Origin of the sequence: Streptomyces sp. NPDC059092 (genome assembly GCF_042756365.1) — a bacterium.
Classification (GTDB): Bacteria; Actinomycetota; Actinomycetes; order Streptomycetales; family Streptomycetaceae; genus Streptomyces.
The window spans coordinates 77,504-92,784 of the sequence record NZ_JBHZEJ010000012.1 but is presented as its reverse complement, the minus strand read 5'-3'; the positions used below and the strand labels follow the sequence as shown (position 1 = coordinate 92,784).

Below are 15,281 nucleotides of genomic sequence, written 5' to 3'. Positions count from 1 at the left end.
CCCGCGAAGGTCTGCGCCTTCGCGGGACCGTTCGGTCCGCGGCGGACCAGCTGCCCCGTGTCAGCTGCCTCCGCCACACCCCCCGCCACCGCCACCGCCGCAGGAGGACCCGCCTCCGCCGCAGGACGAGTGTCCGCCGCCACCGCACGACGAGTGCCCACCGCCGCTGCCGCACCCGGCCGACCCACCGCTGCCGCCGGCCGCGCCGCCGCCGGCCCACCAACTGCCGCCGGAGGAGCGGCGCTTCGAACCCCTCGCGCCCTTCTTCGACAGAGACGGCGAGGCCGAGGGCCGGGCCGTACGGCGGTTCCGCGTCGTGTTCCGCGCCTTCGCCGCGTTACGGAACCGCGCGTCACGCACCCGCTCCGCGTCACGCGCCTTCGCCGCGCTACGGGCCTTCCCTCCGGCCGTCCCTCCGGCCATCCCCCGCCGGCGCCTGTCCTTGCCGCCGCGCACACTCGACACGACCCCGACGAACGCGACCGCGACCAGAACCACCACCACTCCCACGCCGAGCATGGGCCTCACCGTCCTCACTGTCCCCCGACTGTTCCCCCGGAGCGGGACCGCGCCGCCTCCGGGCGACGGGCCCCGCACTGACGTGCGTGCATCGGTTGTCCCCCCGGCGTCCGCCGCCCAAAGCCGACTTGAGCAAGTCCAGAGGTTCGGCGCAGGATGTCCGCCATGACCAAAGACTGGCTCGGCGGCACAACGATCTTCGCGGAGATGTCGGCCCTGGCCGCCCGCACCGGGGCGATCAACCTCGGCCAGGGCTTCCCCGACACCGACGGGCCCGAGGCCGTCAGGGAGGCCGCGGTACGGGCGCTGCGCGACGGACGCGGCAACCAGTACCCGCCGGGCCCCGGCGTCCCCGAACTGCGCACCGCGGTCGCCGACCACCAGCGGCTGCGGTACGGCCTGACGTACGACCCCGGCACCGAGGTCCTGGTCACCGCGGGCGCCACGGAGGCCATCGCCGCCGCCCTGCTCGCCCTGGCCGGTCCCGGCGACGAGGTGATCGCGCTGGAGCCGTACTACGACTCGTACGCCGCCTGCATCGGCATGGCGGGCGCCACCCGCGTCCCGGTCACCCTGCGCCCCCGCGACGGCGCGTACCACCTGGACCTCGACGAACTCCGCGACGCGGTCACCGACCGCACCCGCGTCCTCCTGCTCAACACCCCGCACAACCCCACCGGCACCGTCCTCAGCCCCGCCGAACTGGCCGCCGTCGCCGAGCTCGCCGTGGAGCGCGATCTGCTGGTCATCACCGACGAGGTCTACGAACACCTCGTCTTCGAGGGCGAACACCTGCCGATCGCCACACTGCCCGGCATGCGGGAGCGCACCCTGACGATCAGCAGCGGCGGCAAAACCTTCTCGTTCACCGGCTGGAAGGTGGGCTGGGTGACGGGCCCGCCCGCACTGGTCACGGCGGTGCGCTCGGCCAAGCAGTTCCTGACGTACGTCAGCTCAGGCCCGTTCCAGTACGCGATCGCCGAGGCCCTGCGCCTGCCGCAGAGCTACTTCGACGACCTGCGCGCCGATCTGCGCGCCAAGCGCGATCTGCTCTGCACGGGCCTGGCGGCGGCCGGCTTCGAGGTCTACCGCCCGGCGGGCACCTACTTCGTCACGACGGACATCCGCCCACTCGGCGAGAGCGACGGCTTCGCCTTCTGCCGCGCGCTTCCGGAGCGGTGCGCGGTGGTCGCCGTCCCGAACGCGGTCTTCTACGACCACCAGAAGGAAGGCGCGCCCTTCGTACGCTTCGCGTTCTGCAAACGCACCGACGTCCTCGAAGAGGCCATCAGCCGCCTGCGGCAACTGACAGCCTGAGCTCACGGCGAACGGCCCGGTTCAGGCAGTGGCGCCCGGCGGCGGGAGCGGGGCGATCTCACGGTCGAAGAAGGCGGCGTACTCCTCTCCCCGCGCGTAGAGCTGGTCGAAACCGGCCGAGGTCTCCGCGATCAGCTCCGCGTCGGTGTAGTGACGGGCCCCCGCCGCGTTCCCGTCGTGGTCGTACCGCACCTCGAACATGGCGACGTCGCCGAGGATCACCACCTCGGGGACCTCGCGGTGCTTCTCGATGTCCGCGATCGTCCTGGCGTCGAGCAGACGGATCCGGTCCCCCACCTCGACGCGCAGCCGCAGCACATGCAGTTCCCACTGCACATAGGGCGTCACCGGGAACTCCACCACGCGGAGGCGGCGCTGCAGCACACCGAGCCGGTCCACTTCCCCGACCTGCCCGACGTAGGCGTCGCGCTTCTCCTCGATGAGCGAAAGCGCCTCGCCCCAGCGTCCGGCCGCGAACGCCTCCCAGCTCGGAAAACCGCGCTCCTTGAAATGCTGGCCACGCTCCAGCTTGTTGAGATGCCTAATTCCGCTCGTGAGAGTGCGGTAGTACTCCTCGTGGTAGCGGGGGCGCTCCAGGCGGGTCGAAATTCCCTGGGGAAATGAATCAAACATTGGGAATGTCCCGCTTCGCCGCGATGAGCATGCTCCTGGGAATCACCACGAGGCGCTCATCGGGACCGATCGACACCCCGGCAGGCAGCCTCGTACCGAGAGAACTCGACAAGTCCCGCCCGATGACAGCGACATCACCGTTCTCCAACTCCCACAGGTCGGGGCAGTCGGGGGTGTCCGAGGTGACTCCCAACTCCTGCGGCGACGAGCCGATCCGCCGCAGGAATGTCGTCTCAGGATCCGCTTCCCATGGCCTTTCCACAGCCGCCTCCCTCTGTTCGGGCCCGAACGAAGCAACGCTAGCACCGCACGCCAACACCTCGATCGAATTTCGTACGGGCATCGAAAGCAACAGGCCATTTCGAATCACGACGCGCGGATGGACGCGTAGTCGTCCGGAACCCGTGGGCAGTGTCCGTGAACCGGAATCGTGGTGTCGACGCCCGGGTGCTCCCTACGTAAAGTTGACGCCGAGCCGCCTGGTTCAGCGGTGCCGGAAGACATCGGATCCAGTCGGTGGCGACCGCCGGTCAGAAGCCCAGGCAGGTGATCTGGACGATGTAGACACATTCGCTGCGCACGACAATCTGGTACGTGAACATGCCACCGGGAACGGGGAGATTCCCGCCTTTCGGATTCTCTCCCTCATGGCTTCGTCCGTGCACGTACAGTGCCTCCGCCGCCCTGACCAGTTCATCCGCCTTCTCCTCCACTCCGGCCAGGAAGGAGCGCGGTGCGGTGCGGGCTGCTTCTTCTGCCCCGAAGGCGTACTCCCAGGCCCAGCTCAACCGCGTACTGCCGTCATCGCATCGTCCAGGACCGCGGTCAGTTCCCGCAGCGCCTCCCGGGCGACGTCCGGATCCTCGTCCTCCAGGTCGCCGCTCGCGCGAGCGTGGCGGGCGGACAGGTCGGGACGGCGGGCGATCTCGATGTCCCGGGCCCAGGCCAGGACCCAGCTTCGCACCGGGCTGAGCGACTGCCACTCGACGGCCTTGGCGAAGGCCTCGTCCTTCGTCCGTTGCATCTCGGCCAGGCGACCGGGGGCGACGACGGCCAGGGCGGCACGCAGTGCGTCGGGCGTCTGCTCGGGGCGGGGGGCCAGCTCGTGCCCGTGGTCGGCCTGGGTGCTCATGGTGTCCTCCTGGGAGCGCACGGGCCAGGTTAGTCGTCCGGGACGGCTGGGGCAGGGCGTCGCCAACATGGGTGTGAAGGTCCTGTTCATGAGCGGGTGGGGGCGACCGGGCTGCACTCTCCGCACCGCCCTGGTTCCGGGGCGCGGAAGGCCCGGTCGCAGTGGTCGCAGTTCTGGAGGGGGACCCTGACGGGCTTCGGTGCGCGGAACGGGGGTGGGGGCGGCAGTTGGGTGGTCAGGCGGTAGGCCAGCAGGGCGGCCGAACGGCGCGGGCCGCCGGGCGGCAGGCCGCTGGTCAGGGCGTGGCGCACAGCGTCGGGCGCCACGCCGCGCTCCAGCCAGGCGGCGACACCGGGGGCGAGGTGAGCCGTGTCGCAGGCGGAGAGGAGAAGGCGGGGGTTGAGGACACGCAGGCCGGCGAGGAAGTCCGTGGCCGCCCGGAGGAGGTCCGGGGAGGAGTAGCCGGGCTGGGGTACGGCGGGCAGGGGCCGCTTCTTGCGGGGCGCGGGGCGGTTGGGCTCGGGGTCCAGGGGCTCGGGGTGCGTGCCGTCGGGCGTGTGGTTCTCGCCGGGGTCCGCCTCGTGCGCCGGGGGCGCGGTAGGCGCCGGGGGCGCGCTGTCGGCCGGGGGCGGGTGCGGGATGCGGACCGGCGCCGCGGTGCGTGCGTGCGCGGTGGCCGTACGGTGCCGGGCCGCCGCCGGCTGGTTGCAGGAGATCGTACGGGTGACGATCCGGCCGTCAGGGGTGCGCTCACGTACCCGGCGGAGGTAGCCGTGCGCCTCAAGTTCCCGTAACCCGGCGGCGATACGCGTGGCGCCCTCGGGGAAGCGGTCGGCGAGGGTCTTGATGTCCACACGGGCGCCGGTGGGCAGCGACTGGATGTGCAGACCGAGGCCCATGGCGAGCAGCGACAGCTCTCGGTGCTGGGCGAGGTGGTTGCCGATCACCGTGAAGCGGGTGGCGTGGCGGACGTTGTCGTGCGTGACACCGGCGGGATGAGCAGCCGGGGCCGGAGCCGGGCGCCGAACGCGGGTACGCGGGTTGGCCCGTAAGGGGCGTCGACCGTCGGCTACGGCTGACGGGGCGCGCGAAGGCGCGCTAGTGTTTCGGGTATCCATCAGGAAGGTGCTTTCTTCCTCGTTGGTCAGGCCCTCGATCGGGATCGTTACTCCCGGCCGGGGGCCGACGTATGTCTGCGGTGGTGTGTCTGCTCCCGCTGAGCGTAAGGCAGTCGGGGGACTCGAAATCCAGCCCAACCAGGGATGTTCACCCGCCGGAGTGAGTGTGAGCGACGGGCGGGTGGGGTGGGGCTTGGTGGGTTTCTTTCTCCTCACGTTCCTTGGGGAAGACAGCCGGCATCACCGGAACCTGACGGAACGGGTTCCGGTCGCGCGAGACGCACTTCCGCCCAGACGACCTTTCGTGGGAACAAGCCTTCGATTACTCCCCAGCGGTCGGCGAGCGCGTCCACCAGCAGCAGGCCACGCCCCGACTCGGCGTCCCGATCCGGCCGTTGCAGTACGGGCAGGCGTTCCCGGCGCGTGTCGGCGACCTCGATCCGGAGAACGTCACCGGCGAGGCGCAGCGTGAGCCGGAAGTCCCGCCCGGCCACCCGGCCATGGCTCGCGGCGTTGGCCGCCAGCTCGGCCACGAGGAGCCGCCCGGGGTCCGACGGGAGCCCCCAGTCCCGGAGTTGACTCTCCGCGAGCAGACGAGCGAGCCGGGCGCCCCGGGGCGTGGAGGAAAGCAGCACGCTGAAGGTGGACGCAGGGTGGTCGAGTCGGGCCGTGGTCTCGGCACTTTCATGAATCACGTCACTCAGGGTGGCCGAATCCGCCTACCCTGAGGAGTGACGGAGCGGTTGCGTACGGTCACTGTCCGGCTCTTGTCCGGTGCTGTCGTGGCTGTCCGCGCGGTTCTTACGGGTAGGGCGCAGGGCGCCGAGGGACGGCGCGGCAGGACGGAGGAGTACGGATGTCGGTGGACGTGGAGGCGGCACAACCGAGGGATGAGGCGGACGAGCCGGGGTGGGAGGTGGACCCGGACGACGAGTGGGGCGTGGCCGTCATCACCACGGTGGGGCGGCAGTTGAAGCTCCGCCGGGAGGCGGCGGGGATGCGCGCCGGGGAGTTCGGGAGGGTCGTCGGGTACGGCGAGGACATGGTGTACAAGATCGAGGGCGGCAAGCGGATCCCTCGGCAGGACTTCCTCAACGCGGCCGACGAGGTGCTGGGGGCGGACGGGCTCATCGCGGCGACGTGGGAGGACGTGAAGAAGGTCCGGTACCCGAGGAAGGTCCGGGAGCTGGCCAAGCTGGAGGCCCAGGCGGTCGAGATCGGCCTGTACGAGTGCAACATCATCGCCGGACTATTGCAGACGCCCGAGCACGCACGAGCCGTGATCGGGGCGGCACAGCCGCCGTACTCGCCGGACGACGTGGAGCGCATGGTGGCGGCTCGCCTGGCTCGGCAGTCAATCTTCGAACGCGACCCGGCTCCAGCACTCAGCTTCGTCCTGGAAGAGGGGGTCCTGCGGCGTCTTATCGGGGGCACAATGGTGTGGCGTCAACAGCTCGAACGTCTGTTGGAAGCGGGGCGATTGCACAACGTCGTGCTTCAGGTGATGCCGACAAACTGCACCACCCACTCCGGCATGGACGGCAGGATCGAGATGCTGAAGTTCATGGACGGTACGGCCGTGGGTCGCTCCGACGGCGCGTTCAACGGCCGACCGATCTCCGAACCCAAACACCTGCGCATCCTTGAGCTGCGGTATGGCACCATCCGGGCTCAGGCGCTCTCGCCAGGGGAGTCGCTGGCCTTCATCGAGCAACTGCTGGGAGAAACATGATCCGCAAGACCACTGCCGGGGACGCCTACGGGCTGGCGTGGTTCAAGAGCAGCTACAGCGGCGGCAACGACGGCAACTCCTGCGTCGAGATCGCCACCACCCCCGGCACCGTGCACATCCGCGACTCGAAGACCGTCGACGGCCCCCACCTGGCGCTCGCACCCAGCGCCTGGGCCAACTTCGTCACGTACGCCCAGACAGGCTGACTCCATAGCGGCACCTGCACAGGCCTCTCCCGCCAGGGGAGTCGCTGGCCTTCATCGAGCAACTGCTGGGAGAGACATGATGCGCAAGGCCTCAGCCAGGGACGCCTCCGAACTGACATGGTTCAAGAGCAGCTACAGCGGCGGTACCAACGGCGAGTCCTGCATCGAGATCGCCACCACCCCCGGCGCAGTGCGGGTTCGAGACTCCAAGGTCACAGGAGGCCCTCGGCTTGCGCTCACGCCGGACGCATGGGCGGACTTCGTCACGCACGTCGTGACTGGCTGACGCTCGCCGGACACGTACGTCTGCGCCTTGTCGGACCTGGCGAGGCTCAAGGAGGGTTGTCCCCCGGCGCCACGACGCCCGTCTCGTACGCGTACACGACCGCCTGTACCCGGTCCCGCAGCCCGAGTTTGTTCAGGACCCGGGACACATGGGTCTTCACGGTCGCCTCACCGACGTACAGCTTGCCGGCTATTTCGGCGTTGCTGTCCCCGCCCGCCACCAGGCGCAGGATCTGCGCCTCCCGCTCGGTGAGCAGACCGAGCAGGTCCGGCCGCTGCGACACGGCCGGCCGGGCCATGAACCGGTCGAAGAGGCGCCGCGTCAGCTCCGGTGCCAGGAGCGCGTCGCCGCGGGCGACCACCCGGACCGCGCTGATCAGGTCCTCCGGCGAGGCGTTCTTGAGCAGGAAGCCGCTCGCGCCGGCCTGGAGGGCCTGGAACAAATAGTCTTCCCGGTTGAATGTCGTCAGGACGAGCACCACACACTCACCCGCCGCCACCACCTGCCGGGTGGCTTCGAGGCCGTCGAGCCCCGGCATCTGTACGTCCATCAGGACGATGTCGGGCCGCAGTGACCGGGCCAGATCGACGGCCTGGAACCCGTCCTCGGCCTCGCCGACGACCTCGAAGTCGTCCTCGCTCCGGAGGATCATCCGGATACCGCCACGGATGAGCTTCTGATCGTCGGCGAGCAGAATCCTGGTCATACCAGCCGGAACCAGGCCCGGACGGCATAGCCACGCTCGTCCGGACCGACCTGGAGCGTGCCGTCGTGCAGGGCCACCCGCTCGCGCATCCCTATGTGCCCCAGGCCGCCGCGGGCCCGTCCGCTCCCCGTGCGTCCGCTCCCCGTGCGTCGCGCGTCCTGTGCGGACGGCACGGCCGCCGTGTGACCGGCGGCGCCCTGTCCGTCGTCGACCACGATCAGTTCGACCGTGGTCGGTCGGTAGGACAACGTGACGTCGACCCTCGACGCGCCCGCGTGCCGCACCGTGTTGGTCAGCGCCTCCTGCGCGATCCTGTACAGCGAGATGGACAGCGACTGGGGAAGTTCGCGCGGTTCGCCGTCCACCGTGCAGGTGGCCCGGAGGGCTCCGCGGACTCCCTCCACGAGCGTGGCGAGTCGCTCGACGCCCGCGATCGGCGTCTCCTGCGCGGGTCGCCGCTCGTCCCGTAGCACTCCGAGGAGACGGTGCATCTCCTCGACCGCGTCCCGGCCCGCCGACTCGATCGACATGAGCGCGCCTCCGACGGCGGCGGGGTCGCGGGTGAGCATCAGCCGGGCGGCGCCCGCCTGTACGCCCATGACACTCACGTGGTGCGCGACGACGTCGTGGAGTTCGCGGGCGATGCGCAGCCGCTCGGCGATGACCGCGTTGCGCGCGTTCTCGTCGCGCTCGGCCTGTACTTCGCGGTTGCGTTCGGCCAGCTCCGTACGCTGGCGGGTCTGTACCCACGCGGCGTTCCCGAAGGTCCAGGCACCCGCGAGGAAGAGGACGTTCGTCCCGACCGCGTAGAGGGCGAACGCGGGCAGCACCGGCAGGGGGCCGCTGTCGCGCCCGGCCGTCAGCCCGTTCAGCGCCGACCAGGTGTCCGTGCTCAACGCGTAGGCGAGGGTGGCTGACAGCGCCACGACGACGACGATCCGTACCGCGGTCGCGCGACGCCGGTCACGGCTCCAGGCGCCGGCGGTGTAGACGGCGAGGGTCAGGCAGACCGAACTCGCCGAGGAGTCGCCGACGAACCGCAACTGCAGGCCGATGAACGCGACGGCGCACATCATGAGCGCACTCAGCGGAAAGCGGCGGCGAAAGCACAACGGCAGGCCGACGGCGAGCGCCCAGGCCAGTTCCTCGCCCGGGCCGGGCCGCAACGAACCGGGGTCGATGCCGGCGCTGCGCGACAGTACGGTGCTCACGGCCACGCCGACCGTCAGCAGGACGCCGACCGCGAGGTCCCAGCGCCACTGACGGCCGGTCGGTGACGGCCTCGCCCACACCGGCCCGGTAGTCATGATCGGACACGGTAGCCCAGGCGCACCCACACAGCGACATAGGCGATCGTGCCGCCGATGAACACCACGAGCGAGAAGGACTGTGACCAGCCCAGGAGCGTGGCGAAGGCGGTGAAGTCCACCTTGGTCAGGTCGTACTCCGGAAGCGGCGTGAACGCTGCCTGCACCAACTGCAGTACGGGGTCGACGGCGAAGACCGCGACCAGCGGAGTCAGCACCGGGCGCCACCCCTGGCCGGCACGCCGGCGAAGCAGCAGCAGCGACCAGGTGATGATCTGCGTGACCAGGAGGCCACCAACCGTGACCGCGGCCTTCTCGGCCTCGCTCATCCCGGTGGCATCGAAGTGGTTGCAGCCGAACCCGGCGGGTTCGCAGCGCAGTTCGTACGAGGCGTCGTGGTCACCGGCGAGCCACGCGGCGGCGGTGTGGCCCAGTTCGTGAATGTTCAGGGCGACGAACATCCCGAGGAGGACGGTGACGACGACCACGCCGATCCGTCGCACGCGGCCCCAAGGCCCGTGCCGGCTGCCGGTGTTCGGCTCGGACGGTGGGGATGCGGCATACGGACCGGACGGTACGCGGGCGCTGTGGGTGCTGCCGGTGCCGCGGGTGCTGCGGGCACTGCGGGTGCTGCCGATGCTGCGGGCGCTGCGGGTCATTCTTTCCCCCGGGCAAGTCGTCGCTGCCGGGCCGCCCGGCACTGCCGCGACGCTATCCGCGGCCGGCACCCGAGTTCGTCAGCCGCGGTGCGGACGGCGCGGGTAACTCTCGCGGGGGATGACACCAGGGCGCCCCGCCCCGCGCTCGCACTCCCGCCGCACAGGTCAGGGCACCGGCGGGGGGCTGGACAGCCAGTCGCCCGGGGGGATACCCCCACCCCGCACTCTGCTGGTGCTCCCATGGTCCGGCGCCCCGAACCGCAGCAGGATCTGGAGCATTACCCGGCTCAAGATCGGCAGGCCGTCGGTCGCGCCGCGCAGAGTGAATGAGAGACGGTCAAAACAATCATGGCTGAGGGACTTATCGCCCGTACGGGGCACTGGTGCTTCCGGCACCGTTGGCAGGTGCTGCTGATCTGGGCGGCCGCGGTCGCCGTGGGCGTCCTGAGCGCGGGGCCCGTGTTCAGCTCGATCGCGGGCGGCGGTGGGTCGTCGTCCATGGAATCGGTCCAGGCCGGTGCCGTACTCGAAGAGGGAAGCGATCACGGCGGCGTCGTCATCGGTGTCGTCGACGGCGTCGATACGGCCGCGCCGGCGGTACGGGAGGGCGTGAAGTCGCTCGCCGGCACGCTCCAGCGGGTGCACGGGGTGGCCGCGGTGGTCACCCCGTACGACGCGGGGATGCCCGCGGCCGAGGCCGCGATACTGACGGCCAAGGACGAGGCAGGTCTGCTCGTCCAGATCACCCTGTCCCAGCTGGACGAAGACGCGGAGGCCACCGCGGTCGACGCGCTCACCGACACCCTGCACCGTTTCGCCGCGACCCTCGTGGACAGCGGCCAGGCCGGCGCCCGGGTGACCGTCGGCGGCGAACCGGCGATGGAGAAGCAGCTCACGGAGCAGGCGTCCGGGGATCTGTCCGGCGCGGAGTCGCTGTCGCTGCCGATCACGCTGGTGGTGCTGGTGTTCATCTTCGGCGGTGTGATCGCGGCGGGGCTGCCGGTGCTCGGCGCGGTCGTGTCGATCGCGTCCTCGATGACGATTCTGCTGCTCATCACCCGGTTCACGTCGATCACTTCGGACGCGGTGACGGTGGTGACGCTCCTCGGGATGGGTCTGTCCATCGACTACGGGCTGCTGCTCGTCGCCCGCTACCGCGAGGAGCTGGGGGCCGGTTTCACTCCGGAGGCAGCGTTGAGCCGCTCCTGGGCGACGGCGGGACGCACCATCGCCTTCAGTGCCCTGACGGTGGCCGCGGCGCTGACCGGGCTGCTCATGTTCGACATCCCCGAGCTGGCGGCGCTCGGTGCGGCCGGTGTCGCGATCGCGCTGGCGTCGATGCTGGTGGCGCTGACGCTGACGGCGGCGCTGGTCGGCTTCGCCCGCAACCGGATCAAGCCCGCGAAGCAGCGGACGCGGAGCGGTGGGGCTCGACCCCGTATACCGCGAGCGGGGGCTGGAGCACCGGGGCCGGGGCCGGGGCCGGGGCCGGACGAGCGGGCCGCTTCCGCCGAGACAGGCGTCTTCGCCGGGCTCGCTCGCCGCGTACAGCGCCGTCCGCTGACCACCATGCTGGTCGCAGCCGTGGCCCTGGTCGCCGCGAGCCTCCCCGTGCTGTCGATGTCGCTGCATCTCAACGACACCGGAGCGCTCCCCAGGACCCTGGAGTCCGTACGGGTCTCCGATCAGCTCGCCGACCGGTTCGGCCTGCCGACGGTTCCGACCCTCACGGTCGTCGCCAGGACCGATGCCGCGGCCCTCGACGACTGGGCGCGGCGCTGGACGGACACGCCCGGTGTCACCCGCGTCCACCCGGCGCAGGAGGCCGGTCCTGGGCTGGCGACCGTCGGCATCGACACCACCGGCGACCCCGAGGGCGCCACGGCCCGGGACCTGGTCCACACCATCCGCGCCGACCGCCCCGACGGTGGCCGGTCGTGGGTCACCGGCGACGCGGCGGGCCTCGACGACGTACTCCGGCAGATCGCGGACCGGCTCCCGCTGGCGATCGCGGTCACGCTCCTCGCGATGGTCGTCCTGCTCTTCGCGATGACCGGCTCCGTCGTCGTGCCCCTCACCGCCGTCGCCATGAACACACTCTCCCTCGGGGCGACATTCGGCCTGATGAGCCTGGTCTTCCAGCACGGCTTCCTCGCCGACCCGCTCGGTCTGCTGACCGTCGACGGCTTCAGCCCCTTCACCGTCGTGTGCGTCTTCGCCTTCGCGTTCGGCCTCTCGATGGACTACGAGGTGTTCCTGCTCGGCCGCATCAAGGAGTACGTGGCCGAGGGCCTCGGAACCGACGTCGCGGTACGGCGCGGCCTCCAGCACTCGGGCCGGATCATCACCTCGGCCGGACTGCTGATGGTCATCGTCTTCGGCTGCTTCGTCACCAGCCGCATGGGCTCGGTCCAGCAACTGGGCCTCGGCCTGGCCACGGCTGTGGCCATCGACGCCACGGTCGTACGGTGTGTCCTCGTCCCCGCCGTCATGACCCTGCTGGGCCGCGCCAACTGGTGGGCCCCGGCCCCGCTCAAGCGGCTCCACCGCCACATCGGCCTCAACGAGACGGTGCTCCCGGCGACGGTACCGACGCCCGCACGGCAGCCGGAACCGGCCCGCACGCCGGCCCGGGTACCGGCACACGCGGAGCCTCAGGCGCAGGTCCGCACACCGGTACCGGTACCGGTACGGACGGAGCCGCTGCCGGTCCACCGGAACCGGCGCCCCGAACCGCCGCGCCCCACAGCCACCCCGGTCCTGACCGAACCCCAGGCGGATACGGACGTACGGACGGAAGTACGGACGGAGACGCGCACGGAGACGGAGGCGCGGACGGAGGCGGAGACGCGGACGGAGACGCGGACGGAGGCGTCCGCAGTGGCACCAGCGGAGCCGCCGGCGGGCCACCGCCGGGCGTCGGTCGGGATCGCCTACCTCTGGTGGTTCCCCCTCGGCCTGTTCGGCGCGCACCACTTCTACCTCGGGAGGACCCGCCGCGGGGTGCTCTACCTCTGCACGGTCGGACTGCTGGGAATCGGCTGGCTGATCGACCCCTTCATACTGCCCGGCCAGGTCAGGAAGGCCGACCGCGACCACTGACCTTCGGGAACGGAAACAGCCCGGCCGAGGGCCGTGATCGTAGTGATCACGGCACCGTGGCCGGGCTGTTCGAGACGCGGCGCGGAGAGCCGGTTCAGACGTCCTCGGGCTTCTCGTCCCCGGGCTCCAGGCCGAACTGCTCGACGAGCCACTTGTCGAACTCGATCGAGGCGCGCACCCAGCTCACCGTCGACGACACGAAGTGCTCCAGGCTGACGCCCATGCCGATCAGCATCTGGGCCTCGCCGATGAGCCGCACAGTGGGCGGCCCGTCGCCCTCCTCGTGGATGTGGCTGTAGACCTTGGGCCAGAGCGTGCGGCGGTTCCAGTCGTCGATCGCGTCGAGGATCTTGGACTTGTCCGCGATGGGGTGCGGCCGGTCGTAGAACGTCCGCACCGAGAAGACCTGCTGGTCCTCCTCGCCACGGAACATGAAGTACGTACGGAACTCCTCCCACGGAGCCGCGAGGTCACCCTCGTCGTCGACGACGTACTTCAGCTCCATCTGTTCCAGGAGCTGCTTGACCAGATCCTGGTCGGGGACGACGGGGCCCGCCGGTCCTTCACCCTGCGGTTGGGGCTGTCCCCCGAAATTCGGAATCGAGGACGGGTCGATGCTCACCGTGTATTTCCCTTCGTACGGTTCCTGCCATCCTCTCCCATCCCGGGCGGTCCCTGGCAAGCCCATCCGCGTCCGCACGGGTCATGGATTCGTCATGCGGTCCGTGAGCTGCCACACCCCCGTGGAGGGGTTACGGGCGTGTGCGGCGCCGGTGGGGTCCAGCTTCCGCGCCCGTTCCGCCGCCCGGCCCACCACGTCGCGGTACTTTGCGAACTCGACGCGCGTCTTGTCGTAGCCGGCGACATGCTTCTGGAGCAGTGGCAGAAGTTTGCGGTACGTGTCGACAAACGCGTGGTGGTCGGTGAAATGGAGCAGCAGCCACAGCTCGAAGCAGGGGTTGGAGACGGCGACCTTGATGCCGTGCCGTCGGGCGGCGTCGGCCGCAGTGGCCACATCGGGATACTCGTCGACGTCGAAGACACACCACACCTCGTCGTACCCGCCCCGGTTCAGGTCCCGCTGACCGCGCGCGTAGGGCGATGAGCTGCGTCGGGGAGCACGCCTTGCCGCGCACGACGACGGAGACCGCGGGGTTACGGAGATGATCACGTAACCCCTGGAGGTACTGGCGCTCGGTCTCCTTGCTGCCGCACACGACCAGCAGCGTCCGCGAGGACCGCCGGACCGGACCGCGCCGCCGGCCCGACCCCTCACGCGGAAACGCCTTCGCCATGAGTCCCCCAGTGTTTCTTGAGCATGTCCTCGAAGGCCGTCTCCGGCAGGAGCGGTACGGCGCCGTAGCTGCCCGCCAGATAGCGGCGCTCGAAGTTCTCGCCCTTGCGCGGCTTGAAGTCGCTGAGCGGATAGAGCTCCGAGGCACCCGTCGCGGCGCTCCTCTCGACAAACCAGACCTGGTCACGGCGGAGCACCTGATCGCCGAGCATCGTGCCGAGGAGCGACGCGTCGTGCGTGGTGAAGATGAGCTGGGCGCCGAGCGGGTTCAGCTCCGGGTTCTGGAAGAGCGTGAGGAGCTTGGCGGTGAGCAGGGGATGGAGGCTGACATCGATCTCGTCGACCCACAGGGGGCGTCCGATGAAGAGGCACGCGAGCGCCGTGGTCACCAGGGTGAGCCAGGTCTTGGTGCCCGCCGACTCGACCTCCACCGGCAGCACGAAATCCTCGCCCCCTACCCGGTGGACGAATTCGAGCGACTCCGCCCTGGTGGCCTCGAAGCCTTCCGGCGGCTCCCCGTGCTGCTCGGCCGGCACCCTCCGGATCGAAACAGAATCCTCACGGGCTGTCGCGCCGGTCCGCACATCGTGCACGCCCAGGTCGGCTGCCGCCAGAACATCTGCCCTGAGCGGCAGCCCCTCATCTTCTAGTTCCTTGTACAGAGCGACCGTCGCCGTGCCGATCTGGGTCGCCACCTGCCGATTGGCATCCCCCATGACCATCCCGTCCAATGCCTGCCACACGTCCCCGAGCTGCGGGTGCGCGGACTGGGCACCGGCCGAGAGGTAGAGGCTGTTCGGCCGCATCGTCCGCTCGACGGCCATCCGCTCGCCGGTGAGCGAGGCCCCGTACGTCATGGACATACCGGCCCGTTCGAAGAGGACGCGCTTACGGGCCTTGGGGTAGGCGTACAGCCACTCCTCGACCACCTCCGCGTCCGTGACGCTGAAGCCGTACACGTACCGCACCCCCTTCGCCAGGAAGTCCGCGGCGTACGACGACGGCTCGGCCCTGCTCCCGCGGTCGAGCAGGAAGGGGCGGCGCGGTACCAGGGCGTTCGGCAGCCAGCGGGCCTGCGACTCCTTCACCGCTGACGTGAAGAAGTCGAACGCGTCCACCACGGTGGACTTGCCCGAGGCATTGGCCCCGAAAATCGCCGCCACCGGAACCGCCGGCCGATCGCCCTCGTACACCGGGGCGAAGTTCAGCTCCTGCGGCTCGCGCAGGGAGCCGTGGTTGGCGACACGGAAGCTGAGCAACATGAAGAGTG

The 15,281-nt window shown here is 70.2% G+C and carries 17 protein-coding genes; 5 read left to right on the top strand and 12 right to left on the bottom strand.

Translation table 11 applies throughout. The annotated features are described in order from the left end of the window. Positions 1-684: 684 nt before the first annotated feature. The gene (locus tag ACFXPL_RS10435; protein ID WP_384915655.1) at positions 685-1,836 is read left to right on the top strand and encodes a pyridoxal phosphate-dependent aminotransferase; all 1,152 of its coding nucleotides are present in this window, start codon (positions 685-687) and stop codon (positions 1,834-1,836) included. Positions 1,837-1,857: 21 nt separating this feature from the next. Here the strand turns inward: ACFXPL_RS10435 and ACFXPL_RS10430 are convergent, their stop codons facing one another. From ACFXPL_RS10430 to ACFXPL_RS10405, 6 genes are all read right to left on the bottom strand, one after another. After that, positions 1,858-2,469, bottom strand: coding sequence for a DUF6879 family protein (locus tag ACFXPL_RS10430; RefSeq protein WP_384915652.1), 612 nt, complete (start codon positions 2,467-2,469; stop codon positions 1,858-1,860). Further along, complete coding sequence (locus ACFXPL_RS10425; RefSeq protein ID WP_384915649.1) at positions 2,462-2,731, bottom strand: hypothetical protein; 270 nt, start codon at positions 2,729-2,731, stop codon at positions 2,462-2,464. The genes ACFXPL_RS10430 and ACFXPL_RS10425 overlap by 8 nt, the downstream gene beginning before the upstream one ends. Before the next feature lie 268 nt (positions 2,732-2,999). Continuing rightward, positions 3,000-3,257, bottom strand: a complete 258-nt coding sequence (locus ACFXPL_RS10420) for a hypothetical protein (protein ID WP_384915646.1) — start codon at positions 3,255-3,257, stop codon at positions 3,000-3,002. After that, complete coding sequence (locus ACFXPL_RS10415; RefSeq protein ID WP_384915643.1) at positions 3,254-3,601, bottom strand: hypothetical protein; 348 nt, start codon at positions 3,599-3,601, stop codon at positions 3,254-3,256. Before ACFXPL_RS10415 ends, ACFXPL_RS10420 begins: the two co-directional genes overlap by 4 nt. 86 nt (positions 3,602-3,687) lie before the next feature. Then, positions 3,688-4,719, bottom strand: coding sequence for a helix-turn-helix domain-containing protein (locus ACFXPL_RS10410; protein WP_384915640.1), 1,032 nt, complete (start codon positions 4,717-4,719; stop codon positions 3,688-3,690). A 212-nt stretch (positions 4,720-4,931) separates the two neighbouring features. Continuing rightward, positions 4,932-5,423, bottom strand: a complete 492-nt coding sequence (locus tag ACFXPL_RS10405) for an ATP-binding protein (RefSeq protein WP_384915781.1) — start codon at positions 5,421-5,423, stop codon at positions 4,932-4,934. 152 nt (positions 5,424-5,575) lie between these two features. Between ACFXPL_RS10405 and ACFXPL_RS10400 the strand changes: the two genes are divergently transcribed. From ACFXPL_RS10400 to ACFXPL_RS10390, 3 genes are all read left to right on the top strand, one after another. Next, on the top strand, positions 5,576-6,451 hold the full coding sequence (locus ACFXPL_RS10400; RefSeq protein ID WP_384915637.1) for a helix-turn-helix domain-containing protein: 876 nt from the start codon (positions 5,576-5,578) through the stop codon (positions 6,449-6,451). After that, complete coding sequence (locus ACFXPL_RS10395; RefSeq protein WP_384915633.1) at positions 6,448-6,657, top strand: DUF397 domain-containing protein; 210 nt, start codon at positions 6,448-6,450, stop codon at positions 6,655-6,657. Before ACFXPL_RS10400 ends, ACFXPL_RS10395 begins: the two co-directional genes overlap by 4 nt. Before the next feature lie 76 nt (positions 6,658-6,733). Next, positions 6,734-6,943 (top strand): DUF397 domain-containing protein, encoded by a 210-nt coding sequence (locus ACFXPL_RS10390; protein ID WP_384915631.1) that lies wholly within the window; start codon positions 6,734-6,736, stop codon positions 6,941-6,943. Between the two features lie 46 nt (positions 6,944-6,989). Here the strand turns inward: ACFXPL_RS10390 and ACFXPL_RS10385 are convergent, their stop codons facing one another. Genes ACFXPL_RS10385 through ACFXPL_RS10375 form a run of 3 tightly spaced genes read right to left on the bottom strand, consistent with a single transcriptional unit; the run spans position 6,990 to position 9,615 of the window. Beyond that, on the bottom strand, positions 6,990-7,649 hold the full coding sequence (locus ACFXPL_RS10385; RefSeq protein ID WP_384915628.1) for a response regulator: 660 nt from the start codon (positions 7,647-7,649) through the stop codon (positions 6,990-6,992). Then, positions 7,646-8,956 (bottom strand): sensor histidine kinase, encoded by a 1,311-nt coding sequence (locus ACFXPL_RS10380; protein WP_384915625.1) that lies wholly within the window; start codon positions 8,954-8,956, stop codon positions 7,646-7,648. The genes ACFXPL_RS10385 and ACFXPL_RS10380 overlap by 4 nt, the downstream gene beginning before the upstream one ends. Beyond that, on the bottom strand, positions 8,953-9,615 hold the full coding sequence (locus ACFXPL_RS10375; protein WP_384915622.1) for a hypothetical protein: 663 nt from the start codon (positions 9,613-9,615) through the stop codon (positions 8,953-8,955). Before ACFXPL_RS10375 ends, ACFXPL_RS10380 begins: the two co-directional genes overlap by 4 nt. Positions 9,616-9,963: 348 nt before the next feature. On the opposite strand from ACFXPL_RS10375, the gene ACFXPL_RS10370 reads away from it, so the two are divergent. Continuing rightward, positions 9,964-12,717 (top strand): MMPL family transporter, encoded by a 2,754-nt coding sequence (locus tag ACFXPL_RS10370; RefSeq protein WP_384915619.1) that lies wholly within the window; start codon positions 9,964-9,966, stop codon positions 12,715-12,717. Positions 12,718-12,811: 94 nt separating this feature from the next. Here ACFXPL_RS10370 and ACFXPL_RS10365 read toward each other — a convergent pair whose 3' ends face one another. The 3 genes from ACFXPL_RS10365 to ACFXPL_RS10355 form a co-directional block, all read right to left on the bottom strand. Continuing rightward, on the bottom strand, positions 12,812-13,339 hold the full coding sequence (locus ACFXPL_RS10365; protein ID WP_384915616.1) for a YbjN domain-containing protein: 528 nt from the start codon (positions 13,337-13,339) through the stop codon (positions 12,812-12,814). A gap of 81 nt (positions 13,340-13,420) precedes the next feature. Continuing rightward, complete coding sequence (locus tag ACFXPL_RS10360; protein WP_384915613.1) at positions 13,421-13,768, bottom strand: RloB family protein; 348 nt, start codon at positions 13,766-13,768, stop codon at positions 13,421-13,423. 221 nt (positions 13,769-13,989) lie between these two features. Further along, positions 13,990-15,273 (bottom strand): ATP/GTP-binding protein, encoded by a 1,284-nt coding sequence (locus ACFXPL_RS10355; RefSeq protein WP_384915610.1) that lies wholly within the window; start codon positions 15,271-15,273, stop codon positions 13,990-13,992. Positions 15,274-15,281 lie beyond the last annotated feature (8 nt).